This window comes from Nocardia sp. NPDC050413 (genome assembly GCF_040655475.1).
Lineage (GTDB): Bacteria > Actinomycetota > Actinomycetes > Mycobacteriales > Mycobacteriaceae > Nocardia > Nocardia coubleae.
Window position 1 is genome coordinate 416,883 of record NZ_JBFAJZ010000004.1, and the last position, 25,560, is coordinate 442,442.

Sequence of the window (25,560 nt, forward strand, 5' to 3'; positions counted from 1 at the left end):
GCCCGACGCCTGAGTCGCGAGGGCGGAACCAAGCGGTGAGAACTTTCCGAAAAGCTGATCAGCGGCTAAGTTTGCCGCGATGACCGGGCGTGCGTGGCCCGGTGCGGGCAGCAGGAGGATGGCGCGATGAGGTTCGGCAAGATGTTCGGCGCGGCGGTGCTGGCGGTGGGAGTCGGTGTCGCGGGAGTCGGGATCGGACACGCCGAGCCGGCGCCCGCCCCGGAACCCCTCGGCCTGCGTGGGGTCGACAAGGGCGTGAACTACGAGGTCAGCGCGACCGACGACCGGCGCGCGGTGGTCACCAGCATCGACACCGGTCGCTTCGAGCTCGTCCACGACGCGAAAGTCGTTGCCATCACCGATGATTCGGGTGCGGTAGTGGCAGCGCTGCCGATGGTCGTGCGGGTCGGCGAGCACGCGGTGCCGCTCACTCCCAGCATCGACGCCGAAGGTTCGCGACTCACCCTCACCCCGGTCGGCGAATCCGAGACCCCCGTCCGCGACATCAGCGCGCAGGAACGCTTCTTCGCCGAAACCCAACGGCTGCAACCGCAGATCATCCAGGGCGCGGCGATCGGCGCGGCCATCGGATTCGTCCTCGGCTTCCCCCTCGGGCTGTTCGTCCTCGACTTCATCACGGTGCCCGTGGCGACCGTCGCCGGTGCGGCCATCGGTGCGCTCGCGGGGTACGCGATGGCCGGTGGTCAGCCGGCGATCGACACCGCGATCGCGTACGTCACCGGGGCGCCCTGAGTCGCAACCCGCGATCCCGCGTCATATCGCGGGATCGGTAGCACTCACCCCGTTTCGTGCGCCGTCCGCGTCAACGCTGACGTGCCCGGTATGCGGCGACTGCGTTGCGGTTGCCGCAGGTGGTGCTGCAGTAGCGCTTCGAGCGGTTGCGGGACAGGTCCAGGACCAGGCCTTCGCAGTCGTCGTCGGCGCAGATCGAGAGGCGGCTCAGGTCGTCGGCGCGGATGACATCGATCATCGCCATGGCGGTTTCCACCGCGATGCGCACCGGGAGCGCGGCCTCGGCGGGGACGGCGTGCACGTGGTAGTCGACGCTGCCGTGGCGGACCAGCTGCGGCACGGCGCGGTGCTCGCGCAGGATCTCGTTCACCAGTGTGACGGCGGTGTCGCGGTCGCTGGTCAGCAACCGGCGTAGCGGGCCGCGCAGGGCGCGTACCTCGGCGAGTTCCGCCGCGTCGCCGCGGTGCGCGCCCGTGTAGTCGTGCCGGACGAAGAACTCGTCGAGCTGGGCGATCTCGGTGAGCGTGTCCGGCTCGACGGCGGAATTCACCAGCTCCACAGCCGACAGCAGCGCTGCCTCGGTGTCATGAGCAAAAACCATGTTGACAGATTACGCCATGGTTCCTACCGTCATTAGTCATGGAGACTTTGACTCATGACGCGACGGCCCGGCGGCTGCGCACCGGCCTGCTCTTCGCCCTGGCCTCGGCCACGTCGTTCGGGCTCTCCGGGCCACTCGCGCGTGGGTTGATGAACGCGGGCTGGAGTGCGGCCGCGGTGGTCGCCGTGCGGGTGCTGCTCGCAGGCGTCGTGCTGTTGCCGCTGGCCTGGCCGCATCTGCGCAACAATCGGAACCTGTTGCGCGACAACGCGAAACTCATCGTCGCTTACGGTTTGGTCGCCGTAGCGGGCACGCAGCTCGCCTACTTCAACGCCGTCGCGCGTATGGAGGTCGGCACCGCCTTGCTCATCGAATTCGCGGCGCCGATCGCGGTGGTCGGCTGGTTGTGGGTGCGGCACCGGCAGCGTCCGGGCGCGGCGACTGTCGCCGGTGCGATTCTCGGTATCACCGGCCTGATGCTGGTGCTCGACGTGGTCTCCGGCGTCTCCACCGACCCCGTCGGCATCGTCTGGGCCCTCGGCTCGATGGTCGGCGCCGCAACCTATTTCGTGCTCTCCGACCAGGGCAGCGACCTGCCCGGCACCGTCCTCGCCGCGGGCGGTCTCCTCATCGGCGGCGTGGTCCTACTCGCGGCCGGAACCATCGGCATCGTCCCCCTGCGTGCCACCACGAACCCCGTCGTCTTCGACGATTTCACCACCCCCTGGTGGCTGCCCATCCTCCTCATCGGCATCGTCACGGCCGCCATCTCCTACGTCACCGGCATCGCCGCCACCCGCCGCCTCGGCTCCCGCCTGGCCTCCTTCGTGGCCCTCACCGAAGTCCTGGCCGCCCTGGTCTTCGCCTGGCTCCTCCTCGGCGAAGCCCCCGGCCCCATCCAACTCCTCGGCGGCACCCTGATCCTCCTGGGCGTCATCGCCGTCCGCCTCGGCGAACCCGCCGTCACCACCGTCGGCGACCCCGAATCCCCCACTGCCGAACCCCAACTCGACCGGACATGAGTCCTGTCCTCGGTCGTCCGGGGACACGCGGCGCCCGCGTCCTCGCTGCTCGGCCGCGGCAGCAAGCAGGCCGCGGGCAATCTGCTCGAAGTCCCTCGCTCACCAGCGATAGTCGAGGAACTTGCCGTCCAGGGTGATGACGACACGGTCGCCGTCGGGGTGGGGGCGGCGAGCGATGTCGATGTTGAAGTTGATGGCGCTCATGATGCCGTCGCCGAACTCCTCGTGGATGAGTGCCTTGAGTGCCGGACCGTAGACCGAAACCGCCTCGACCAGGCGGTAGATCGTGGGGTCGGACAGTTGCGCCGGGTCGGCACCACGGGACGGTTGCAGGCGCAGGCTTTCGGCGACGGTGTCGTCGAGGTCGAGCAGCCCGCAGACGGCGGCCGCCTGTTCCTCGGTCATCGGGTGCTGGCCGAGCAGAGCCGCGGTCGTCCAGACCAGTGGTGCGCCGATCGACTCCGCGATGCTCGCCCACGTGATGCCCTTGCGGAGACGGGCGGCGACGATCAGATCGGCGGCGGCGGACTTGGGCAGGATCGGTTGCATGCTGGCTCCTCGATTCGGGGTCGCCGCCAGCCTGCCATCGGGAGGCACCTGCCCACCATAGTGGAATACCACTATTTACGTGGGGGCAACCTGCCGTGATCGGCAGGCAACCTCCACGGCGAAAACTCCTGCGCCAGAGGCACTATGAAGAGCCGCCGCCTTCACAGTGACCATCACCGTGAACACCGGGGAGCCGCTGCTCGGCGCCGTCCTGTTCCCGGTCGGGTTCTGCATGCTCTACTTGCTCGGATTCGACCTGCTCACAGGGGTTTTCACGCTGGTACCGCTGGCGCTGATCGACAAGCGGCGCGGAGTCACGGTGCGGTCGATGTTGCGGAACTGGGGGCTGGTCTTCGTCGGCAACTTCGCCGGCGCGTTCACGGTGGCCGTGATGATGGCGATCATCCTGACCATGGGATTCTCCGTCGACCCGAGCGTGGTCGGCGAAAAGCTCGGTGACATCGGCGAATCCAGGACAGTGGGCTATGCCGACCACGGCGCCGCAGGAATGCTCACGCTGTTCATCCGTGCCGTCCTGTGCAACTGGATGGTCTCCACCGGCGTGGTCGCCGCGATGATGTCGACCTCGGTGTCGGGCAAGGTGATCGCGATGTGGATGCCCATCATGCTGTTTTTCTACATGGGCTTCGAACACTCCATCGTCAACATGTTCCTCTTCCCCTCCGGCCTACTCCTCGGCGGCGACTTCTCGATCGGCGACTACCTGATCTGGAACGAAATCCCCACGGTGGTAGGCAACCTGGTCGGCGGCCTCACCTTCGTCGGCCTCACCCTCTACGCCACCCACGCCCGCACCGCCCCACCCCGCCGCCGACCCGAACCCACTGTGGTGGAGTGATTCTCAGCGACACCGTGCCTACCGATCGCGATACTCCGCCTCCGCGATCCTCAGCTCGGTGCCCGGCATCGTGATCGTCAGGAGGCCGGTCTCGGTGTTCCAGGCAGCCTGGACGTCGGCCACCGAATACGGGATGTCATAGAACAGCCCACGATTGTCTGCGATTCCGACATGCATTTCGTGTTCGGGCGCCAGCAGGCCGGGTGTGGTGCGGTGGTACACGCAGTACGACCTGCCGGAATCAGGACGGCAGCTGACGACCACCTGCTCCGACATCCAATGAGTCACAACCTGATAGGCGATGAACACGGACGCCAGTACGCCGATCACAGCGAACCCGACCACGACTACCTGAGATCTCACCCGGCGAAATCTACGCGTACCGCCCGTGGCCGGCCACACCGATTCCTCATCGCAACGAAGTTCGATACGGCACGCTCAACCGGTGAAGAAGAAGGCTTACGTGCCACGCTGTCCCGACTGCGATGGCGCGATGACTCGAACCGCGTACGGCATGCCCGCTCCCCCACTGCGAGAAGCCGCCGAACGCGGCGAGGTCATCCTGGGCGGCTGCGTTGGAACCGAGTTTTCGGTCATCGAGAGGGCCCGGAAAAGACGAGCGGAGGCAGAGGACGGTGGTGCCGGTATTCTGGATTGATCTCGATGCGGCACGATCCAGGCGGTGAAGATGCACGATCCGATGGAGGAGGTCGAGCGGGCGCTGGCCGCGCGGGTCGGGTGGAATCAGGTCGATGACCATCTGGTCTACGCCTGTGAGACGCTGTCGCGGTTGCGGAAGGGTGGGATCTCGGCGCTCGAACCGTACCCGACCACGATCAGATTGGCGGAGCAGGAGATCTGTCTCGGCGAAGGGCCGGGTATGTGGGCGGCGTTTCGCAGCCCCGAGGTACCGCCGCCGCCACCACTGACGATCGCCCCGCCGATCATCGCGAACCTCACCCCGCCGACGCCGGTCGTCCTCCCGGCACGCGGCAGTTCGCGGCGCGACATCCAGCGGGCGCGCACGGCAGCCAGTGCGGCGGCCTACAACGCCAGGCAGCGAAACCAGCAGATGGCGGCCCAGATGGTGTGGGCGGCGGCCGAAGCCGCGCGGGCGGCCAACGCCGCGGCGACAGCGGCCCGCGAGCAGGCGATGGCGCCGCGCTGGATACCGGAACCGAGCGGCCGGATCACCCTCACGAATCATCGGATCCACCTCACCAACCACTACCGCTCGTCACCGATCCCGCTCACTGCGTTGGAGCACATCGAGTTGCCCCAACCCGACCGACTGCGGATCCGCTTCACCGAAGCATCCACCTCGCACTACCTCGAACTGGCGACACCATGGGCGGCACCGGCCTTCCTGATCGCCGGCCATGCGAGATTCCCCCAGCACCCGCAGCTGATCAGCGGCTCGTGGTTACCCCACGGCTTCGAGGAACGCTGTCATATCGCGGGAAAAACCTGCCCGCGCATCCGCTGACCCGGAAACGACGAACGCCCCGCTCCTCGGAAGGAGCGGGGCGTCCATGTTCACGGACTAGCGGTAGTCGCTGAAGCCGTAGTCGTCCAGCGGCACCGCGGCACCGGTGGAAGAACCGAAGCTGTCCGGCGAGTAGTAGGTGTCGTCGTAGGACGGCACCGCGTACGCGGCGGCACGGGCTTCTTCGGTCGGCTGCACCTGGATGTTGCGGTAACGGTTGATACCGGTACCGGCCGGGATGAGCTTACCGATGATCACGTTCTCCTTCAGGCCGATCAGCTTGTCGGAGCGGCAGTTGATGGCCGCGTCCGTCAGCACTCGGGTGGTCTCCTGGAAGGAGGCCGCCGACAGCCACGAATCGGTGGCCAGCGACGCCTTGGTGATACCCATCAGCACCGGACGGCCGGAGGCGGGCTCGCCACCCTCGGCGACCACGCGACGGTTCGAGGCCTCGAACTCGGCACGCTCGGTGAGCGAACCGGGCAGGAACTCCGTGGCACCCGAATCGATGATCGTCACGCGACGCAGCATCTGGCGCACGATGACCTCGATGTGCTTGTCGTGGATCGACACACCCTGCGAGCGGTAGACCTCCTGGACCTCGTGGACCAGGTGGACCTGCACCTGACGGGGACCCATCACGCGCAGCACCTCGTGCGGATCGGCAGCGCCCTCGAGCAGCTGCTGACCCACCTCCACGTGGTCACCGTCGGCCAGCAGGCGCTCGGAGCCGTCGTCGTGCTTGAACACACGCAGACGCTGACGCTTCGAGAGCTTGTCGTAGACGACTTCCTCCGACCCGTCATCAGGGATGATCGTGATCTTGTAGAAGCGGTCGTCGTCCTCGAGACGCACCCGGCCCGAGACCTCCGCGATCGGCGCCTTGCCCTTGGGGACACGGGCCTCGAAGAGCTCCTGAACACGCGGCAGACCACCGGTGATGTCGTCGCCGGCGACGCCACCCTGGTGGAAGGTACGCATGGTCAGCTGGGTACCGGGCTCACCGATGGACTGAGCGGCGACGATGCCGACGGCCTCGCCGATGTCGACCAGCTTGCCGGTGGCCATCGAACGGCCGTAGCAGGTGGCGCAGACGCCGGTGCCGGTGGTGCAGGTCAGCACGGAGCGGACCTTCACCTCGGTGATACCGGCCTCGAGCAGCGCCTCCAGCGCGGGGTCGCCGAGGTCGGCGCCCTTTGCCACGATGACGTTGCCGCCTGCGTCGACCGCGTCCTGCGCCAAGGTGCGGGCGAAGGTCGAGGTCTCCACGTGCGCGTCACGGATGATCGTGCCGTCGGCCTGCTTCTCCGCGATCGGCACCACGATGCCGCGCTCGGTGCCACAGTCGTGCTCGCGCACGATGACGTCCTGCGAGACATCCACCAGACGACGGGTCAGGTAACCCGAGTCGGCGGTACGAAGCGCGGTGTCGGCCAGACCCTTACGAGCACCGTGGGTGTTGATGAAGTACTCGAGCACGGTCAGGCCCTCACGGAACGAGGACTTGATCGGGCGCGGGATGAACTCACCCTTCGGGTTCGTCACCAGGCCCTTCATACCGGCGAGGGTACGGGTCTGGGTGAAGTTACCCGTGGCACCCGAGTCGACGATCGTGATGATCGGGTTGTCGGCCGGGTAGTGGGTGCGCAGCGCCGCACCGACCTCTTCGGTCGCTTCCTGCCAGATCTTGACCAGGGCGTTGTTGCGCTCCTGGTGATCGAGAGCACCACGCTGGTACTTCTTCTCGATCTGGTCGGCCATGCCCTCGTAGCGCTCCATGATGTCGGCCTTCTCCGGCGGAACGAGCACGTCCGACATGGAGACGGTGACACCCGAACGCGTGGCCCAGTAGAAGCCCGCGTCCTTGAGCTTGTCGACGGTCTGGGCGACGACGATCATCGGGTAGCGCTCGGCCAGATCGTTGATGATCGTGGCCTGACGCTTCTTCGGCATCGGCTCGTTGATGAACGCGTAGTCCGCCGGGAGCAGCTCGTTGAAGATCACGCGACCGAGCGTGGTCTCGGCGAGCCAGGCATCGCCACGGTGCCAGCCCTCGGGGAACAGCTCCGCCTCGATCTCCTTCGGCGGGCGCTGCTCGGTGAGCCGCACCTTGATCATCGAACGCACGGTGAGCTCACCGCGGTCGACGGCCATCTGCGCCTCGGCGGGCGAGGAGTACACGCCGAACTCCGGGGTGTCCTTGCCGCCGGCCTTGTAGGTGCCGACACCGTTCTCGTCGAGACGAGTCAGGTAGAACAGGCCGGTCACCATGTCCAGACGCGGCATCGCCAACGGGCGACCCGACGCCGGGGACAGGATGTTGTTCGACGACAGCATCAGGATGCGCGCCTCGGCCTGCGCCTCCGCCGACAGCGGAAGGTGCACGGCCATCTGGTCACCGTCGAAGTCGGCGTTGAACGCCTCACACACCAGCGGGTGCAGCTGGATGGCCTTGCCTTCCACCAGCTGCGGCTCGAAGGCCTGGATACCCAGGCGGTGCAGGGTGGGCGCGCGGTTCAGCATCACCGGGTGCTCGGCGATGACCTCTTCGAGGACATCCCACACCTGGGGACGCTGACGCTCGACCATCCGCTTGGCGGACTTGATGTTCTGCGCGTGGTTGAGATCGACCAGACGCTTCATGACGAACGGCTTGAACAGCTCGAGCGCCATCAGCTTCGGCAGACCACACTGGTGCAGCTTCAGCTGCGGACCGACCACGATGACCGAACGGCCCGAGTAGTCGACACGCTTACCGAGCAGGTTCTGACGGAAACGACCCTGCTTGCCCTTGAGTAGATCGCTCAGCGACTTCAGCGGGCGGTTACCCGGACCGGTGACCGGGCGACCACGACGACCGTTGTCGAACAGCGCGTCGACGGACTCCTGCAGCATCCGCTTCTCGTTGTTGACGATGATCTCGGGCGCACCCAGATCGATCAGTCGCTTGAGGCGGTTGTTGCGGTTGATCACGCGGCGGTACAGGTCGTTCAGGTCGGAGGTGGCGAAACGGCCACCGTCGAGCTGAACCATCGGGCGCAGCTCCGGCGGGATCACCGGAACGGCGTCGAGCACCATGCCCATGGGCGAGTTGCCGTTGGCCTGGAAGGCCGCGACGACCTTGAGGCGCTTGAGCGCACGCAGCTTCTTCTGGCCCTTACCGCTGCGGATGGTCTCGCGCAGCGACTCGGCCTCGGCGTCGATGTCGAAGTTCTCCATCAGCTTCTGGATGGACTCCGCACCCATGGCACCGGTGAAGTACTCGCCGTAGCGGTCGACGAGCTCGCGGTAGAGCACCTCGTCGACGATGAGCTGCTTGACCGACAGCTTGGTGAAGGTGGTCCAGATCTCGTCGAGACGATCCAGCTCACGCTGGGCGCGGTCGCGCAGCTGACGCATCTCGCGCTCGCCGCCGTCCTTGACCTTGCGGCGCACGTCGGACTTGGCGCCCTCGGCCTCCAGCTCGGCCAGGTCGGCCTCGAGCTTCTGCGCGCGGGCCTCGAGATCGGCGTCGCGCTGATCGGCGACAGCCTTCTTCTCGACCTCCATCTCGGCCTCGAGGGTGCTGAGCTCGTTGTGGCGCAGCTCCTCGTCGACACCGACGATGACGTAGGCGGCGAAGTAGATGATCTTCTCGAGATCCTTCGGCGCCAGATCCAGCAGGTAACCCAAGCGCGACGGAACGCCCTTGAAGTACCAGATGTGGGTGACCGGTGCGGCCAGCTCGATGTGGCCCATGCGCTCACGACGCACCTTGGCGCGAGTCACCTCGACGCCACAGCGCTCACAGATGATGCCCTTGAAGCGGACGCGCTTGTACTTGCCGCAGTAGCACTCCCAGTCCCGGGTGGGGCCGAAGATCTTCTCGCAGAAGAGCCCGTCCTTCTCCGGCTTGAGCGTGCGGTAGTTGATGGTCTCCGGCTTCTTGACCTCGCCGTAGGACCAGTTGCGAATGTCTTCGGCAGAGGCCAGGCCGATCCGGAGTTCATCGAAGAAGTTGACGTCTAGCACGTAACTTCCTTTCCCCTGTTCGGGTCGAATTCGAGCAAAAGTTCACTAGTTGTCGAGCGCGGTGCGCGATGCGGGCATCTTTTCCGGAGACGCCCGCACCGCGCTTACCACCTAGTTCGCCAAATCGTCGACAGTGGCCGCTTCGTTCCTGGACAGGTTGATGCCCAGGTTCGCCGCGGCGCGCTCCAGATCCTCGTCGTCACCGTCACGCATCTCGATCGCGGCGCCGTCCGAGGACAGCACCTCCACGTTGAGGCACAGCGACTGGAGTTCCTTGAGGAGCACCTTGAACGACTCCGGAATGCCCGGCTCCGGAATGTTCTCGCCCTTGACGATGGCCTCGTAGACCTTCACGCGGCCGACCACGTCGTCGGACTTGATGGTCAGGAGCTCCTGCAGCGTGTACGCCGCACCGTAGGCCTGCATGGCCCAGCACTCCATCTCACCGAAACGCTGACCACCGAACTGCGCCTTACCACCCAGCGGCTGCTGCGTGATCATCGAGTACGGACCGGTCGAACGCGCGTGGATCTTGTCGTCGACCAGGTGGTGCAGCTTCAGGATGTACATGTAACCGACCGCGACCGGGTACGGGAAGGGCTCGCCGGAACGACCGTCGAACAGGGTCGCCTTGCCGTCGGCGTCGACCATCCGCTCGCCGTCACGGTTGGGCAGCGTCGAGCCGAGCAGACCGGTGAGCTCGTTGTCCTTCGCGCCGTCGAAGACGGGCGTCGCGATGTTCGAGTCGGCCGGTGCGGCCAGCATCTCCTCGGGCAGCGTGGCAGCCCACTCGGGACGAGTGCCGTCCGAGGCAACGTCGATGTTCCAGCCGGCCTTACCGATCCACCCGAGATGGGTTTCCAGGATCTGGCCGATGTTCATACGACGCGGCACACCGTGGGTGTTGAGGATGATGTCGACCGGGGTGCCGTCGGGCATGAACGGCATGTCCTCCACGGGGAGGATCTTGCCGATGACGCCCTTGTTGCCGTGGCGGCCTGCGAGCTTGTCGCCGTCCTGGATCTTGCGCTTCTGCGCCACGTAGACCCGGACCAGCTCGTTCACGCCGGGAGGCAGATCGTCGTCGTCCTCGCGCGAGAACACGCGGATGCCGATGACCTTGCCGGACTCACCGTGAGGCACCTTCAGCGAGGTGTCGCGCACTTCGCGCGCCTTCTCACCGAAGATGGCACGCAGCAGGCGCTCTTCCGGGGTGAGCTCGGTCTCGCCCTTGGGCGTGACCTTGCCGACCAGGATGTCGCCGTCGCGAACCTCGGCACCGATGCGGATGATGCCGCGCTCGTCCAGGTCGGCCAGCACCTCGTCGGAGACGTTCGGGATGTCCCGGGTGATCTCCTCGGCGCCCAGCTTGGTGTCGCGGGCGTCGATCTCGTGCTCTTCGATGTGGATCGAGGTGAGAACGTCCTCTTCCACGAGGCGCTGCGACAGGATGATCGCGTCCTCGTAGTTGTGGCCTTCCCACGGCATGATCGCGACGAGCAGGTTCTTGCCGAGCGCCATCTCACCGTTCTCGGTGCAGGGCCCGTCGGCCAGGACCTGGCCGGCCTCGACCCGCTGACCCTCGTCCACGATCGGACGCTGGTTGGAGCAGGTGCCCTGGTTGGAGCGGTTGAACTTGCGCATCCGGTAGGACTTGCGGCTGCCGTCGTCGGCCATCACGGTGACGTAGTCGGCCGAGACCTCCTCGACCACACCCGACTTCTCGTTCACCACGACATCGCCCGCGTCGACCGCGGCGCGCAGCTCCATGCCGGTGCCGACGATGGGGGCCTCGGAACGGATCAGCGGCACGGCCTGACGCTGCATGTTCGCACCCATGAGGGCACGGTTGGCGTCGTCGTGCTCGAGGAACGGGATCATGGCCGTCGCGACCGACACCATCTGGCGCGGCGAGATGTCCATGTAGTCGACCTGTGCGGGCGAGACGAACTCGACCTCTTCACCGGCGCGCCGCACGAGGACCTTCTCCTCGATGAAGCGACCCTCGGCGTCGACCGGCGAGTTGGCCTGCGCACGGACGTAACGGTCTTCCTCGTCGGCCGTGAGGTACTTGACCTCGTCGGTGACCTTGCCGTCGACGACCTTGCGGTACGGCGTCTCGATGAAGCCGAACGGGTTGACCCGCGCGTACACCGACAGCGAACCGATCAGGCCGATGTTCGGGCCTTCCGGGGTCTCGATCGGGCACATGCGGCCGTAGTGCGACGGGTGGACGTCACGAACTTCCAGACCGGCACGCTCACGGGACAGACCACCCGGGCCCAGCGCCGACAGGCGGCGCTTGTGGGTGAGACCCGACAGCGGGTTGTTCTGGTCCATGAACTGCGACAGCTGGGAGGTTCCGAAGAACTCCTTGATCGCCGCGACCACGGGACGGATGTTGATCAGGGTCTGCGGCGTGATCGCCTCGACGTCCTGAGTCGTCATCCGCTCGCGGACCACGCGCTCCATGCGGGACAGGCCCACGCGGATCTGGTTCTGGATCAGCTCGCCGACGGTGCGCAGACGACGGTTACCGAAGTGGTCGATGTCGTCGATCTCGACGGGGACCTCTTCGCCGCCGGGGGCGGTCATCGAGCGGTCACCGGCGTGCAGACGCACCAGGTACTCGATGGTGTCGACGATGTCTTCCTTGGTGAGCACCGAGGAAGTGACCGGCTTGTCGAGGTTGATGCCGAGCTTCTTGTTGATCTTGTAGCGACCGACGCGGGCCAGGTCGTAGCGCTTCTCCTTGAAGAACAAGTTCTCCAGCAGAGTCTGCGCGGACTCCTTGGTCGGCGGCTCGCCCGGACGCAGCTTGCGGTAGATGTCGAGCAGCGCCTCGTCCTGGCCGGGCGTGCTGTCCTTCTCCAGGGTCGACATCATGATCTCGGAGAAGCCGAAACGCTCGACGATCTCCTCGGTGGTCATGCCGAGCGCCTTGAGCAGCACGGTGACCGGCTGACGGCGCTTGCGGTCGATGCGGACACCGACGGTGTCGCGCTTGTCGACGTCGAATTCCAGCCAGGCGCCGCGCGACGGGATCACGCGCACGCTGTGCAGGTCCTTCTCGGTGGCCTTGTCGATGCTGTGATCGAAGTACACGCCGGGGGAACGCACGAGCTGGGAGACGACGACACGCTCGGTGCCGTTGATGATGAAGGTGCCCTTGTCGGTCATCATGGGGAAATCACCCATGAAGACGGTCTGGCTCTTGATCTCGCCGGTGTTGTTGTTGATGAACTCCGCGGTGACGAACAGTGGCGCCGCGTAGGTCATGTCCTTCTCTTTGCACTCATCGATGGAGGCCTTGACCTCTTCGAAGCGCGGGTCGGAGAACGACAGGGACATCGAACCGGAGAAATCCTCGATCGGCGAGAGCTCTTCGAGCACCTCTTCGAGGCCGCCTGCGAGACCGACGTCGCCGCGTGCGGCCGCCTTCTCACGCCAGTCGGGAGAACCGACCAACCAGGCGAACGAGTCCGTTTGTAGGTCGAGAAGTCCGGGCACCTCCAAGGGCTCTCGGATCTTCGCGAACGAAACCCTCAACGGGGCTCCGGGGATACCAGCCTTGGTCTGGGTGGAGACTGCCAAGATGCGTCCTTCCAGCACCTCACGCGCGTCGCGTGGTGGTCCGCGACCGTCGCTTGTCTGCTACGAATTCCGCTGGTTACAACCCGAACGAAACCCGAACAGGCAGCAGCGGAAGTAACACCGGAAGGTGGAACTTACGTGTGCGAATCAAGGTGTGGACAGGAGGCAGCCAGCGCAACGTCCAAACTTACACCCCTATGCAAGGGGGTGTCAACATACCATCCGAGTCATCACTCGGACGGCAAACGCGCCGAAGCTCCCGGGACGCTGGCCGCGTCGGAAAGCTCGGGCGCCGAAGCCCCTGTAACAGCAGACGCTGTTGTGAATAGGGTGACGGTTCGCGACCGGCTCGTCAAGTGGCGCGGCGGCCCCGTGTCCGAGATCGAGATCGCCTGGCGCGCTGGGCATCCCCGCCCGAACCGCGGTTATTTTACCCGCGACACGCCGTGCGCGCCATCCCGTAAAACGCCAGGTCAGGACGCTTTCTGCCACAGGAACGCAAAAGGCCCCGGGCGAACCCGGGGCCTTTCGAGACGAAACTTGTCAGCCGTTGGTCTGGCCGTGCGGCATCGCTTTGAACGATTCGGTGGGGTGATCGTTGCCCCCGTAGGCGGCCATCACCTGGGTGTCGTCGGACTCGGCCAGCGACTCGCGGATGGCGGCCTGGGCCGCGGCGGGCAGGGTGTGCATGATCTCGCGCACACGGGCCTGGCGACGATAGACCGCCTGGCGTGCGGGCATGCCCGGCTCGGCCTTCATCTGCGGGATGATGCCCTCGATCTCCTCGGCGCCACCGTGGTGGTGGCCGGCGTCGACGAGCGCCTGCTCGCGCGCCATCTGCGCCTCGTCCTTCTCCTCGGACATACCGATCGGGCCGATCATTCGGCCGTTGAGGAACTGCTTGACCACCGGCTCCTCGCTGGTGAGCAGCACCTCACGCGGGCCGAACATCACCAGTTGACGACGGAACAGCATGCCGATGTTGTCGGGCACGGTACGGGCCAGGTTGATGTTGTGCGTCACGATGAGGATCGTCGCGTCGATCTGGGCGTTGATGTTGAGCAGCAGCTGCGCCAGGTACGAGGTACGCACCGGGTCGAGGCCGGAGTCGGGCTCGTCGACGAGGATGATCTGCGGGTCGAGCACGAGCGCGCGGGCCAGACCGGCGCGCTTGCGCATACCACCGGAGATCTCACCGGGCAGTTTGTTCTCCGCGCCGAGCAGACCGGTCAGCTCGAGCTTCTCCATCACGATGCGACGGATCTCGGTTTCCGACTTCTTGGTGTGCTCGCGCAGCGGGAACGCGATGTTGTCGAACAGATTCATCGAGCCGAACAGCGCGCCGTCCTGGAAAAGGACGCCGAACAGTTTGCGGATCTCGTAGAGCTCCTTGTTGGAGCAGGTGGTGATATCGGTGCCATCGATGAAGATGGACCCGCGCTCGGGCCGCAGCAGACCGATGAGCGATTTCAGGAACACCGACTTACCCGTACCCGAGGGGCCGAGCAGCGCGCTCACCTCGCCCGAAGGGAGCGTGATCGACACGTCCTGCCAAATTCGCTGTGAACCGAAGGACTTGGTTACACCCTCGGTCCTGACCTCGACGCCCACGCCTACCTCCATTGATCCTGCGAGCACCCCACCCGCTCACCGCGCGCTCACATCTCGGCGGTGCGTCACGACACTGTGGGTCCGGTCACTGTAACCCATGAGTGAGACGGGGCACACCTCTACATGACTGAAGAGTAACCCCGACCATGCGCTACAGCGCGTATCACTTTCCCATGTCCGTATATATAACAAACGGGCAGCCCCCAGAGGGACCGCCCGTTCGTCTACGCGAAGCGCTGAATTACTTGACCGAGACCTTGGCGCCGGCCTCTTCCAGCTTCGCCTTGGCAGCCTCGGCGGCGTCCTTGGCGACCTTCTCCAGGATCGGCTTCGGGGCACCCTCGACCAGGTCCTTGGCTTCCTTCAGGCCCAGGCCCGAGACGATCTCACGGACCACCTTGATGACCTGGATCTTCTTGTCGCCGGCACCCTCGAGGATGACGTCGAACTCGTCCTGCTCCTCAGCGGCCTCGGCCGGAGCAGCGGCGCCACCGGCGGCGGCAACGGCGACGGGGGCAGCAGCGGTGACCTCGAACTTCTCCTCGAACGCCTTCACGAAGCCCGAGAGCTCCAGCAGGGTCATCTCCGAGAAAACGTCGAGCAGCTCTTCGGTGGACAGCTTGGCCATGATTGTTCCTTTCGGTGGTGAATGTCTTGGTGCGCGGGCGGTAACACCCGTGCGGGGGTATTACTCGGCAGCGCCTTCGGCCTGCTTCTTCTCCTGCAGCGCGGCGGCCAGACGGGCCACCTGACCGGCAGGAGCCGAGAACAGCCCGGCAGCCTTGGACATGTTGCCCTTCATCGCGCCGGCCAGCTTGGCCAGCAGGACCTCACGGCTCTCGAGGTCGGCGATCTTCTCGACCTCGGTCACGGACAGCGCAGTGCCGTCCATGTAGCCGCCCTTGATGACGAGCGCCTTGTTGTCCTTGGCGAAGGTCTTGAGCGCCTTCGCGGCGTTGACCGGCTCACCCTGGATGAAGGTGATGGCGGTCGGTCCGACGAACAAGTCGTCCAGGCCTTCGACGCCCGCTTCCGCGGCCGCGCGCTTGACCAGGGTGTTCTTGGCGACGGAGTACGTGGCCTCGGCGCCGAGCGCGCGACGCAGCTCGGTGAGCTTGCCGACCGACAGGCCACGGTATTCCGTGACAACAGTGGCCGTCGAGTTCTTGAACTGCTCCACGATCTCCGCGACAGCGGTGACCTTTTCAGGCTTCGCCATACTTCGCCTCCTCTCTGATGTCGGTACGGGATACGCGCACTACCGAATCAGGGGCCGGCGACAAAACTAACGCCCCGGACGCAAGGCGTACCGGGGCGCGAAAGAATAGACTTCTTCTGCCTCAGCTCTCCCTGCGTGGGCCGCCGGCAATGTCGCCGGACCTTCGATCGAATACCGCGCGAGCGGCATCGACGACCAACGGTCTTCGGTAGAACGAATGGGTAGTCGCCGAACAGGTCGACGACCGGATTCCACTGTACCTGCACCTCCCCCCATCTGCCAAAACGGGTCGATGGTGCCCGGAACGCCCGAATATGTTGTGAGCCAGACCACTTTCATTCCTACATTGTGGTAGCAATCGCAGTTGAAAGGTGTTACGCAGGGTGACAGTAACCTGGTTCACTCCTGGCCTATGACAACCTCCGTAGTCGCTCCACCAGTGTTGCTGGACCGGCGTTCGCGGCGATTCCTCGCACTCGCCGTGATCTGTCTGGCCGAACTGCTGGTCGTCCTCGACAACACCATCGTCAACGTCGCCCTCCCCTCTATCGGCGTCCAACTCGCCACCGGCGTCTCCGGCCTGCAGTGGGTCGTCGACGCCTACACCCTCACCTTCGCCGGACTGCTCCTGGCCGCGGGCAACCTCGGTGACCGGTACGGCCGCAGGCGGATCATGACGATCGGCCTGATCGGCATCGCCGTCATGTCGGTCGGCGGCGCACTCGCCGAGTCGATGACGCAGGTCATCGCGGCCCGCGCGGCGATGGGCGTCTTCGCCGCCGCCGTCTTCCCCGCCACCCTCGCCCTGATCATCAACATCTTCACCGACCGGCGCGAACGCGCGCTCGCCATCGCCGCCTGGACCGCGATGGCGGGCTTCGCCATCGCCATCGGCCCGATCTCGGGCGGGTGGCTGCTCGAGCACTTCAGCTGGCACTCGGTGTTCTGGATCAACGTGCCGGTGGCGCTCGCCGCATTGGTCGCGACGCTGATCTGGGTGCCGGAATCACGAGCCGACCAGGTCGGCAGGCTGGATCTACCCGGGATCGGACTCTCGATCGCCGGCATCACGCTGGTGGTGTGGGCGATCATCGAGGCACCGCACAACGGCTGGCTCTCGCTCACCACCCTGTGCACCGCCACCTTCGGCGCGCTCCTGCTCGCCGCCTTCGTGATCTGGGAATTGCGCACGGCCGCACCGATTCTCGACATGCGCCTGTTCCGCAATCGACGATTCTCGTTGCCCGCCTTGGCCATTGCCATCGGCTACTTCTCGATGTTCGGTTTTCTGTTCCTGATCACGCAGTACTTCCAAGGCGTCCGCGAATACACGCCGCTCGAATTCGGCATAGCCTCGCTGCCGTTCGCGTTCTCGGTCGCGATCGGCGCCCCCGTCGCGACCCTGCTCGCACAACGGGTCGGCACCACGGCGGTCCTGGTGATCGGCCTGTTGCTCACCGGCCTCGGCCTCTACCTGGGCGGACAGGTCACCGTGGACAGCAGCTATCTGATCGGCGTGCTGCCGTCGATGGTGTCGATGGCACTCGGCCTCGGCATCGTGCAGGGTCCGGCCACCGAATCGATCATGTCGGCGCTGCCGCTGGAGGAGGCGGGCGCCGGTTCGGCCGTCAACGACACCACCCGCGAGATCGGCGGCACCCTCGGCGTCGCGGTCCTCGGCTCGATCGTCGCCTCGTACTACACCAGCCGGATCGGTGCCCGAATCGACGCCATCCCGGTCGGCATCATGAACGACAACGAGAAGAGCCTGGTCAAAGCCAGCCCCCTCAGCGTCCTGGAATTGCGCAAACGCGAACTCGCCCCGTTCCTCGAAACCCAGCGCGAGAACCTCATCGTCGCCATGAAGACGGCAACCCTGCAGGGCGCACACGCCGCCTCCCTCGTCGCGACCGGCGCGGTCCTCGTCTGCGCGCTGATCGTGGCGATATTCCTGCCCTGGAAACCGCACAGCGGCGAGTCCGTACTGCTCGCCTGGCGCGATACCGACGACACCGACGACACCGAGCACTGAAACGCCACGAGGGTGGGAACGCAGTGCGTTCCCACCCTCGTGGTCGATCAGGAGCTACCTGTCAGAAGCTCACGCGTCCTCGTCGAGGAGGTTGCGGGTGCGGTTCGGGTCCACCGGGATGCCCGGGCCGGTGTTGGTCGAAACCGTGATCTTCTTGACGTAGCGACCCTTGGCGGTCGACGGCTTCACACGCAGGATCTCGTCCAGCGCGGCACCGTAGTTCTCCACCAGCTTCGAGTCGTCGAACGACGCCTTGCCGATGACGAAGTGCAGGTTGGCCTGCTTGTCGACGCGGAAGTTGATCTTGCCGCCCTTGATGTCGTTGACGGCCTTGGTCACATCGTTGGTGACGGTGCCCGTCTTCGGGTTCGGCATCAGACCACGCGGGCCGAGGACACGCGCGATGCGGCCGACCTTGGCCATCTGGTCCGGGGTGGCGATCGCGGCGTCGAAGTCGAGCCAGCCGCCCTGGATCCGCTCGATCAGGTCCTCGGCGCCCACGGCGTCGGCACCGGCGGCCTCGGCCTCGGCGGCCTTCTCGCCGGCGGCGAACACGATGACGCGGGCGGTCTTACCGGTGCCGTGCGGCAGGTTGACGGTGCCACGGACCATCTGGTCGGCCTTGCGGGGATCCACGCCGAGACGAACGGCGACCTCGACGGTCGCGTCGGTCTTGGTGGTCGCGGTCTCCTTCGCCAGGCGCGCGGCGGCCAGCGGGGAGTACAGCTTGTCGCGATCGACCTTCTCAGCAGCGGCGAGATACGCCTTGCTTCGCTTTGCCATGTTTCTCTGTCCTTAATGTTCGAGTTCAGATGTGGTGTTACGGGCCTGGCCGGCCCTCCCACGTGAGCGAGTCGCTCAGCCTTCGACGGTGATACCCATCGAACGAGCGGTACCGGCGATGATCTTCGCGGCCTGCTCGATGTCGTTGGCGTTCAGGTCTTCCTGCTTGGTCTTGGCGATCTCCCGGACCTGGTCCATGGTGACCTTGGCGACCTTGGTCTTGTGCGGCTCGGCCGAGCCCTTCTGCACACCGGCGGCCTTGAGCAGCAGCTTGGCGGCGGGCGGGGTCTTCAGCTTGAAGTCGAACGACCGGTCCTCGTACACCGAGATCTCGACCGGGATGACGTTGCCACGCTGCGACTCGGTCGCGGCGTTGTACGCCTTGCAGAACTCCATGATGTTGACGCCGTGCTGACCGAGCGCGGGGCCGACCGGAGGGGCCGGGTTCGCGGCGCCGGCCTGGATCTGCAGCTTGATGATCCCGGCGAGCTTCTTCTTCTTGGGGGGCATCTTTCTTCCTTGGGTTTCGGTTCCTTACGGTTGCCGTAAGCCTGTTGCGGGATCGCTCCCACGCCGGGTCCAAGCCCGGCATTCGCGCACGACCGTCACACCGGGCGGAAAACGCCTGGAGGGGGTCTACACACGAACTGTCACACTCTACCGAACCGCGTCGCGGGCGCCGCAGCCGGGAGGGTCGGGAAACGACGACGGCACCGCCGAGGCGGTGCCGTCGCGAAAGCTGGTTCGAGCTAGATCTTGGAAACCTGGGTGAAGTTCAGCTCCACCGGGGTCTCGCGACCGAAGATCGACACGAGCACCTTGAGCTTCTGCTGCTCGGCGTTGACCTCGCTGATGCTGGCGGGCAGCGTCGCGAACGGGCCGTCCATCACGGTGACCGACTCGCCGACCTCGAAGTCGACCTCGATGGTCGGCTTGCCCGCGGCGGCGGCACCGGTGTCGGCACCACCCGAAGCGGCGGCAGCGGCCGCCTTCTTCTGCGCCTGCGCACCGGCCGGGACCAGGAACTTCACGACCTCGTTGATGGTCAGCGGAGTGGGCTTGGCGCCCGGGCCGCCGCCGGTCATACCGACGAAACCGGTGACACCGGGGGTGTTGCGCACCGCGCCCCACGACTCGTTGTTCAGTTCCATCCGGACCAGGATGTAGCCGGGCAGCACCTTGCGGTTGACGTTCTTCTTCTGCCCGTTCTTGATCTCGGTGACCTCTTCGGTCGGTACCTCGACCTGGAAGATGTAGTCCTCGAGTCCGAGGTTCTGCACGCGGGTCTCGAGGTTGGTCTTGACCTTGTTCTCGTAACCGGCGTAGGAGTGCACGACGTACCAGTCGCCGGGGACGCGGCGCAGCTTGGCCTTCATCGACTCGACGGGGTCGGCTTCGGGGTCTTCCTCGGTGGGAACCGTGGTGTCCTCGACGACGGCGTCGGCCTCGTCAGCGAGCTCGGTGGTGGCCTCGACCTCGTCGGTGGCGTTGTCCGCCGCGACAGTGTCGTCAACCGGGAACTCGTCGTTGGTGTCGTTCTCCGGGGTGCTCACTGAGGCACTCGCTTCCTGTGTCGTCACGTACATCCTCTGGGCCGGGTCGGGTGCGCGGAGGCACACTCCGCCGTTCCGGCCCGCGATCGGCTACCGGCGTGGGTGTCGGCGATCAGCCGAACAGCCAGTCGACACCCTTGACGAACGCTACGTCGATCCCGGCGATGAACGCGACCATGAAGACCACGAACACCAGAACGACGGTCGTATAGGTGACCATCTGCTTCCGGTTGGGCCAGATCACCTTGCGCAGTTCCGCGATGACCTCTCGCAGGAACTTGAGCAGCCGCTTGAACGGGTTGCCCGTCTTGGCCTTACCGGCAGTCTTGTCCGCCTTGCGCGAGTTCGACGGCCGGTCGAGCATGGCCACCGAACCGGTGGTCGCCGGAGAGTCCGACGTGCGCGCACGACGAGCAGTCCGCTTGCCGCTCGGCCGAGTGGCAGCGGCGGTATCGTCGCCGTCTTCGGCGCGAGTATCCCGCTCGTCCGTCACGTCGATCCTCTCTCGTCGCTGGCATTCAGGGCAGGGGCGACAGGACTTGAACCTGCAACCTGCGGTTTTGGAGACCGCTGCTCTGCCAATTGAGCTACGCCCCTTCGGTTGGACCGGCCTGGGCCGATACGTCCAACCACAATCGATATTCGATTATCGGCTCTCGCGAACCGTCTCTTCCAGGGTCGGCATCACACACAACACGCGCGCCGCTTCCGTGGGAGCAGGCTCCCGGGAAGTCAGCGCGCAGCAGCCGGTGACCCCAGAGTCCCGAGTGTACGTTACCGCGTGGGCAATGTGCCAATCGGGACGCTCGACCAGGTCAGGCCAGCTGAACTGTTGCCGTGGCGCGGCCGAAGATCTTCTTGCCCGCCGATTTCGCCGTGATGGCGACGACGGCCGTTCGGGTCTCCGGGTCGACCGACTTCACCTTACCCGTGAAATCCACCTCGGCCGGTGCATCGGCACGCACGTAGACGGGGCTGGTGAAGCGCACGTTGTACTCCTTCACCGCCCCGGGGTCGCCGAGCCAGGAGGTGACGAATCCGCCGCCGAGACCCATGGTGAGCATGCCGTGGGCCACCACGTTGTCGAGGCCGACGAGTTTGACGATCTCGTCACTCCAGTGAATGGGGTTGGCGTCGCCGGAGACGCCGGCGTAGTTCACCAGGTCGCCGCGGGTGAGCCGGACGGTCCGCGCGGGCAGCTCGTCGCCGACCGCGACGCTTTCGAAGGCCAGCGCGTGGGTACTGGTCTGCGGTTCCGGGTTCTTGGTCACCGGGTCCGGGGTGATCGCGGTGAAGGCGTCGCTCGGCGCGTGGTGTGCCGGTTCGTCGTCGCCCAGACCGTGCATGAGCACATTGCGCACGGCCGCCGACATATTCGGGTCGATATCGCCGCCGCTGCGTCCGATGAGAGTGGTGTAGGTGGTGAGCACCAATTCGTCGTCGGCGTCGGTGACGATGTTCTTGGTCACGATGATGTCGCCGCCGAATGCCTGCCGGAACGAATGCAGATAAACGTCACAGGTGAGCCGATCGCCGACGCGGATCGGCCGGTGGAATTCCAGGATCTGATCGGTCTGCATGATCTGGCTGAGGTCGTATCCGGTGACGATCTCCTCGAACAACCGGCGCTGGGCCAGGATGCCGACCAGGGAGATGAAGGTGAGCGGGGCGAGCAGACCGGAGTGGCCGAATTCGCGCGCGATGTCCTCGTCCCAGTGCACCGGGTGGTAGTCCTGCACGGCGCGGGCGTATTCACGCACCTTTTCGCGACCGACCTCGTAATAGTCGTCGACCCGGTAGTGGTGGCCGACCATCGAGGCCGCGTGAGCGGCGGGATCGAATGGTTCGGCGGCTGCGGCCGAGACCGCTTCGTCAGTTCCGGTGTTCACTGTCACAGCGTGGCACATTACCGACTTGTGCGCGCGCACCCCTGTCGACCGGTCTGGAAAACGCACGAAGGCCGGACTTTCGTCCGGCCTTCGGCAGATGTTTTTGTTTCGAATCAGCGCGATTCGCGGTGCGCCCGGTGGGTGCCGCAGTTCGGGCAGAACTTCTTCAGCTCGAGGCGGTCCGGGTCGTTGCGCCGGTTCTTCTTGGTGATGTAGTTGCGGTGCTTGCACTCTTCGCAGGCCAAGGTGATCTTTGGCCGGACATCGGTGGACTTCGCGGCCACGATATGCCTTCTTTCCGGTCTGGGCTGAGTCGTTATTGGTAGCGATGGCCGGACTTGAACCGGCGACACAACGATTATGAGTCGTTTGCTCTACCGACTGAGCTACACCGCCACGGCGGACCTATTACGGTGGGGCCGGCGGGAAAGTCGGTCACCACCGGCAATCCGGCGAGCCCCCTAACGGAATCGAACCGTTGACCTTTTCCTTACCATGGAAACGCTCTGCCGACTGAGCTAAGGGGGCATGACTACGTGGCACAGAGTCTTGGTCGGCGAACCGATCAGAGCGACCCCGTGCTCCGGCGTCCTGAAAGAGATTACACACTCTTCGCGATCACCACCAAATCGCCTGATCAGAGCGCATTTTTCACCGCATCTCAACCTGCTGGACACACAGCCGAACCGGGAGAGTGGTGGACTCACCGCAACAACCAAAGAACCCCGCCGATCTTGGTGATCGACGGGGTTCGATGTGGCAGATGTAGGATTCGAACCTACGTAGGCTTGCGCCGACAGATTTACAGTCTGCTCCCATTGGCCGCTCGGGCAATCTGCCTTGTGCGCCGTTTCCGGTGCGCTGAGCAGCTTACAACGAACCCACCCCGGGGATGCAAACCGCCTGCACAGACCCCCTGCGGGCGCGCGCCGCGGCGCGTTGCGGGTACAACTGTCTCGGCGGTGAGGCAGTCTTGCCGCGGAGTTGTACGGACCTTCCGAAGAACAGGAGCGCAGTGTGGCTGATTCGTCATTCGACGTGGTGAGCAAGGTCGACCGGCAGGAGGTCGACAATGCGCTGCATCAGGCGGAGAAGGAGCTGAACTCCCGCTACGACTTCAAGGGCACCGACGCCTCGATCGCCTGGTCCGGCGAGGAGGCCATCGTGCTCACCGCCAATGCCGAGGAGCGGGTGAAGGCGGCGCTGGAGGTGTTCAAGGAGAAGCTGATCCGGCGCGACATCTCGCTCAAGGCGTTCGACGCCGGCGAGCCGCAGGCCTCGGGCAAGGTGTTCAAGATCACCGGCACGCTGGTGCAGGGCATCGACACCGAGAAGGCCAAGAAGATCTCCAAGAAGATCCGCGACGAGGGCCCCAAGGGCGTGAAGGCGCAGATCCAGGGCGACGAGCTGCGGGTGAGCAGCAAGAAGCGCGACGATCTGCAGGCCGTGATCTCGCTGCTCAAGGGCGAGGACTTCGGTATCGCGCTGCAGTTCGTGAACTACCGCTAGTTCCTCAGTACCGGTGCGTTCCGCCCGCCATTTCCTCGAGCCGCCTGATGCGATCGGCGGTCGGGGGGTGGGTGGAGTACCAGCGGGCGATGCGGTCGCCCGCGCGGAACGGGTTGGCGATCATCAGGTGCGATTCGCTGGTGATCTTCGGGTCCGGCGGCAGGGGGGCCGCCTGGACGCCCCGTTCGATCTTGCGCAGTGCCGAGGCGAGGGCGAGTGGGTCGCCGGTGAGTTCGGCACCGGACTGGTCGGCCTGGTACTCGCGGGAACGTGACACCGCCATCTTGATCAGCCCGGCCGCGATCGGGCCGAGCAGCGAGACGAGCAACACGCCGATGACATTGGGGCCCTGCCCGTCGCGGTTGCCGAACGAACTGGCCAGGAACGCGAAGTTGGCCAGGCCGGTGATGACCGAGGCCATCGCGCCCGCCACCGACGAGATGAGAATGTCGCGGTTGTAGACGTGCGACAGTTCGTGGCCGAGCACCGCGCGCAGCTCGCGTTCGTCGAGTAATTGCAGGATGCCGCTGGTACAGCACACCGCCGCGTGCCGGGGATTGCGCCCCGTGGCGAAGGCGTTGGGCGCGTTGGTCGGGCTGATGTAGAGGCGCGGCATCGGCTGTCGCGCCGCGGTCGCCAGCTCCCGCACGATGCGGTACATGACCGGGGCCTCCAGCTCGCTCACCGGTTGGGCGTGCATGGCCTTCAACGCCAGCTTGTCGCTGTTGAAATAGGCGTAGGCGTTCATCGCCACGGCCAGCACGATCGAGATGACGAGGATGGTCGGGCTGCGGAACATCGCGCCGATGGCGACGATGAGCGCCGACATGGCGACCATCAGCCCGATCGTTCGCAACATGCTGTTCCGCCTCTCCGCGATTTTTGGCCAGACTCCGGTGCGGGCGGGCTCGCCTTGGCGGCCAGACAGAGGTGGAGGGTCTGGTCAGCCCGTTCCCGGCGAGTTACCCATGTCCGTACGAGATCAGGTGTTGCTTTCGGATCCGGACGGGTTGCTCGCGTTTAGTGAACGGGTGCGGGGGGCGAGAAGTTCCGGGTCAGCCGACTCGTTCGATGGTGTAGCGGACGAGGCGGGTGAGGGCGTCGTTGGCGGGGCCCGCCGGCAGGGCGGCCAGTTCGGCGTCAGCCAGGTCGGCGTATTCCTGCAGCTTGTCCTTGGCCATCGCCATGCCGGGCGAGCGGCGCAGCAGTTCCAGGGCCTCGTCGACCTCGGCATCGGTGTCGAGCGGGTGGTCGAGCAGGGTGCGCAGGCGGTCGCCGTCGGCGCCGGACTCGCGCAGGGCGTAGAGCACGGGCAGGGTGTGGACGCCTTCGCGCAGGTCGGTGCCTGGCGTCTTGCCGGACTGTTCCGACGACGAGGAGATGTCGATGATGTCGTCGGAGATCTGGAAGGCGGTGCCGACCGCGTCACCGAGGCGGGCCAGGCGTTCGACGTGGTCGCTGTCGGCGCCGGAGAAGGTGCCACCGAAGCGGCCCGCGGCGGCGATGAGCGAACCGGTCTTCTCCCACACCACCTTCAGGTAGTGCTCGACGGGGTCCTGGGTCTGCTTGGCACCCATGGTTTCCCGCATCTGACCGGTGACCAGCTCGGCGAACGTCTCGGCGATGATGCGCACCGCGTCGGGGCCGAGGGTCGAGGTGAGGCGGGAGGCGTGCGCGAACAGGTAGTCGCCCGCGAGGATCGCGATGTTGTTGCCCCAGCGCGAGTTCACGCTCTCGGCGCCGCGGCGCTGGGTGGCCTCGTCCATCACGTCGTCGTGGTACAGGGTGGCCAGGTGCACGAGTTCGACGACCGTGCCCGCGGTGACCAGTGCCGGATCGGTGGGATTCGGGCCGAGCTGACCGGTGAGCAGCGTGAACAGCGGCCGGAACCGCTTACCGCCCGCCCTGGCCAGATGTAACGCGGCCTCCTGCAGGAATTCCTCGCCGTCGGAGAGTTCGTCGACGAGCAGTTTCTCGACTGCGGCCAACCCGTCGCGCACGGTGGCGGCGAGTTCCGGATCGACGAGATCGACCCCGGCAACCACGGTGCTCTCGTCGCTCACAGCCGATGTGCTCATTAGTTTCTCCC

At 65.6% G+C, this 25,560-nt stretch carries 21 protein-coding genes, 4 tRNA genes and 1 pseudogene; 6 read left to right on the forward strand and 20 right to left on the reverse strand.

Annotated elements, in window-relative coordinates; all coding sequences use genetic code 11:
• Positions 1-126 precede the first annotated feature (126 nt).
• A complete protein-coding gene (locus AB0I19_RS14035) occupies positions 127-753 on the forward strand; it encodes a hypothetical protein (protein ID WP_067485109.1) in 627 nt (208 codons plus the stop codon).
• 70 nt (positions 754-823) lie between these two features.
• Here AB0I19_RS14035 and AB0I19_RS14040 read toward each other — a convergent pair whose 3' ends face one another.
• A complete protein-coding gene (locus AB0I19_RS14040; RefSeq protein ID WP_357148444.1) occupies positions 824-1,354 on the reverse strand; it encodes a CGNR zinc finger domain-containing protein in 531 nt (176 codons plus the stop codon).
• Between the two features lie 38 nt (positions 1,355-1,392).
• Here AB0I19_RS14040 and AB0I19_RS14045 point away from each other — a divergent pair, with 38 nt between their 5' ends.
• Positions 1,393-2,376: a DMT family transporter gene (locus tag AB0I19_RS14045; protein ID WP_357148447.1), complete on the forward strand. Its 984-nt coding sequence runs from the start codon at positions 1,393-1,395 to the stop codon at positions 2,374-2,376.
• Between the two features lie 99 nt (positions 2,377-2,475).
• Here the strand turns inward: AB0I19_RS14045 and cynS are convergent, their stop codons facing one another.
• Positions 2,476-2,925: a cyanase gene (gene cynS, locus AB0I19_RS14050; protein ID WP_357148450.1), complete on the reverse strand. Its 450-nt coding sequence runs from the start codon at positions 2,923-2,925 to the stop codon at positions 2,476-2,478.
• Between the two features lie 151 nt (positions 2,926-3,076).
• Here cynS and AB0I19_RS14055 point away from each other — a divergent pair.
• Positions 3,077-3,784: pseudogene (locus AB0I19_RS14055) on the forward strand (formate/nitrite transporter family protein); the annotation flags it as partial.
• Between the two features lie 18 nt (positions 3,785-3,802).
• On the opposite strand, the gene AB0I19_RS14060 reads toward AB0I19_RS14055, so the two are convergent.
• On the reverse strand, positions 3,803-4,114 hold the full coding sequence (locus AB0I19_RS14060) for a hypothetical protein (protein WP_357148452.1): 312 nt from the start codon (positions 4,112-4,114) through the stop codon (positions 3,803-3,805).
• A 352-nt stretch (positions 4,115-4,466) separates the two neighbouring features.
• Here AB0I19_RS14060 and AB0I19_RS14065 point away from each other — a divergent pair, with 352 nt between their 5' ends.
• On the forward strand, positions 4,467-5,270 hold the full coding sequence (locus tag AB0I19_RS14065) for a hypothetical protein (RefSeq protein WP_357148454.1): 804 nt from the start codon (positions 4,467-4,469) through the stop codon (positions 5,268-5,270).
• A 57-nt stretch (positions 5,271-5,327) separates the two neighbouring features.
• Here AB0I19_RS14065 and AB0I19_RS14070 read toward each other — a convergent pair whose 3' ends face one another.
• The 5 genes from AB0I19_RS14070 to rplJ all read right to left on the reverse strand — a co-directional run bounded on the left by AB0I19_RS14070 (position 5,328) and on the right by rplJ (position 15,705).
• Positions 5,328-9,281 (reverse strand): DNA-directed RNA polymerase subunit beta', encoded by a 3,954-nt coding sequence (locus AB0I19_RS14070; RefSeq protein ID WP_357148457.1) that lies wholly within the window; start codon positions 9,279-9,281, stop codon positions 5,328-5,330.
• A 111-nt stretch (positions 9,282-9,392) separates the two neighbouring features.
• A complete protein-coding gene (locus AB0I19_RS14075; RefSeq protein ID WP_357148460.1) occupies positions 9,393-12,893 on the reverse strand; it encodes a DNA-directed RNA polymerase subunit beta in 3,501 nt (1,166 codons plus the stop codon).
• Between the two features lie 525 nt (positions 12,894-13,418).
• Entirely contained in the window at positions 13,419-14,498 is a 1,080-nt protein-coding gene (locus AB0I19_RS14080; protein ID WP_067485076.1) for an ABC transporter ATP-binding protein, read from the reverse strand.
• A gap of 229 nt (positions 14,499-14,727) precedes the next feature.
• The gene (gene rplL, locus AB0I19_RS14085; RefSeq protein ID WP_067485073.1) at positions 14,728-15,114 is read right to left on the reverse strand and encodes a 50S ribosomal protein L7/L12; all 387 of its coding nucleotides are present in this window, start codon (positions 15,112-15,114) and stop codon (positions 14,728-14,730) included.
• Positions 15,115-15,174: 60 nt separating this feature from the next.
• Positions 15,175-15,705: a 50S ribosomal protein L10 gene (rplJ, locus tag AB0I19_RS14090; protein ID WP_357148463.1), complete on the reverse strand. Its 531-nt coding sequence runs from the start codon at positions 15,703-15,705 to the stop codon at positions 15,175-15,177.
• 412 nt (positions 15,706-16,117) lie between these two features.
• On the opposite strand from rplJ, the gene AB0I19_RS14095 reads away from it, so the two are divergent.
• Complete coding sequence (locus tag AB0I19_RS14095) at positions 16,118-17,737, forward strand: MFS transporter (RefSeq protein WP_357148466.1); 1,620 nt, start codon at positions 16,118-16,120, stop codon at positions 17,735-17,737.
• A 69-nt stretch (positions 17,738-17,806) separates the two neighbouring features.
• On the opposite strand, the gene rplA is transcribed toward AB0I19_RS14095, so the two are convergent.
• The 10 genes from rplA to AB0I19_RS14145 form a co-directional block, all read right to left on the reverse strand.
• On the reverse strand, positions 17,807-18,520 hold the full coding sequence (rplA, locus tag AB0I19_RS14100; protein ID WP_067485065.1) for a 50S ribosomal protein L1: 714 nt from the start codon (positions 18,518-18,520) through the stop codon (positions 17,807-17,809).
• Between the two features lie 75 nt (positions 18,521-18,595).
• Positions 18,596-19,030 (reverse strand): 50S ribosomal protein L11, encoded by a 435-nt coding sequence (gene rplK, locus AB0I19_RS14105; protein WP_067485062.1) that lies wholly within the window; start codon positions 19,028-19,030, stop codon positions 18,596-18,598.
• A 239-nt stretch (positions 19,031-19,269) separates the two neighbouring features.
• Complete coding sequence (nusG, locus tag AB0I19_RS14110) at positions 19,270-20,073, reverse strand: transcription termination/antitermination protein NusG (protein WP_357148612.1); 804 nt, start codon at positions 20,071-20,073, stop codon at positions 19,270-19,272.
• Positions 20,074-20,185: 112 nt separating this feature from the next.
• The gene (secE, locus tag AB0I19_RS14115) at positions 20,186-20,566 is read right to left on the reverse strand and encodes a preprotein translocase subunit SecE (protein WP_067641871.1); all 381 of its coding nucleotides are present in this window, start codon (positions 20,564-20,566) and stop codon (positions 20,186-20,188) included.
• 31 nt (positions 20,567-20,597) lie between these two features.
• Positions 20,598-20,670, reverse strand: a tRNA-Trp gene (locus AB0I19_RS14120).
• 218 nt (positions 20,671-20,888) lie between these two features.
• Entirely contained in the window at positions 20,889-21,962 is a 1,074-nt protein-coding gene (locus AB0I19_RS14125; RefSeq protein ID WP_357148469.1) for a fused (3R)-hydroxyacyl-ACP dehydratase subunits HadA/HadB, read from the reverse strand.
• 113 nt (positions 21,963-22,075) lie between these two features.
• Entirely contained in the window at positions 22,076-22,246 is a 171-nt protein-coding gene (rpmG, locus tag AB0I19_RS14130; RefSeq protein ID WP_019049401.1) for a 50S ribosomal protein L33, read from the reverse strand.
• Positions 22,247-22,282: 36 nt separating this feature from the next.
• A tRNA-Met gene (locus tag AB0I19_RS14135) sits at positions 22,283-22,358 on the reverse strand.
• A gap of 59 nt (positions 22,359-22,417) precedes the next feature.
• Positions 22,418-22,490, reverse strand: a tRNA-Thr gene (locus AB0I19_RS14140).
• 229 nt (positions 22,491-22,719) lie between these two features.
• Positions 22,720-22,802: transfer RNA gene (locus AB0I19_RS14145), tRNA-Tyr, on the reverse strand.
• A gap of 177 nt (positions 22,803-22,979) precedes the next feature.
• On the opposite strand from AB0I19_RS14145, the gene AB0I19_RS14150 reads away from it, so the two are divergent.
• The gene (locus AB0I19_RS14150; protein ID WP_067485050.1) at positions 22,980-23,471 is read left to right on the forward strand and encodes a YajQ family cyclic di-GMP-binding protein; all 492 of its coding nucleotides are present in this window, start codon (positions 22,980-22,982) and stop codon (positions 23,469-23,471) included.
• A gap of 4 nt (positions 23,472-23,475) precedes the next feature.
• Here AB0I19_RS14150 and htpX read toward each other — a convergent pair whose 3' ends face one another.
• Positions 23,476-24,330 carry a zinc metalloprotease HtpX gene (gene htpX / locus AB0I19_RS14155; protein WP_067485047.1) on the reverse strand — a complete coding sequence of 285 codons (855 nt, stop codon included), beginning with the start codon at positions 24,328-24,330 and terminating at the stop codon, positions 23,476-23,478.
• A 196-nt stretch (positions 24,331-24,526) separates the two neighbouring features.
• Positions 24,527-25,549, reverse strand: a complete 1,023-nt coding sequence (locus AB0I19_RS14160; protein WP_067485043.1) for a polyprenyl synthetase family protein — start codon at positions 25,547-25,549, stop codon at positions 24,527-24,529.
• Positions 25,550-25,560: the final 11 nt, after the last annotated feature.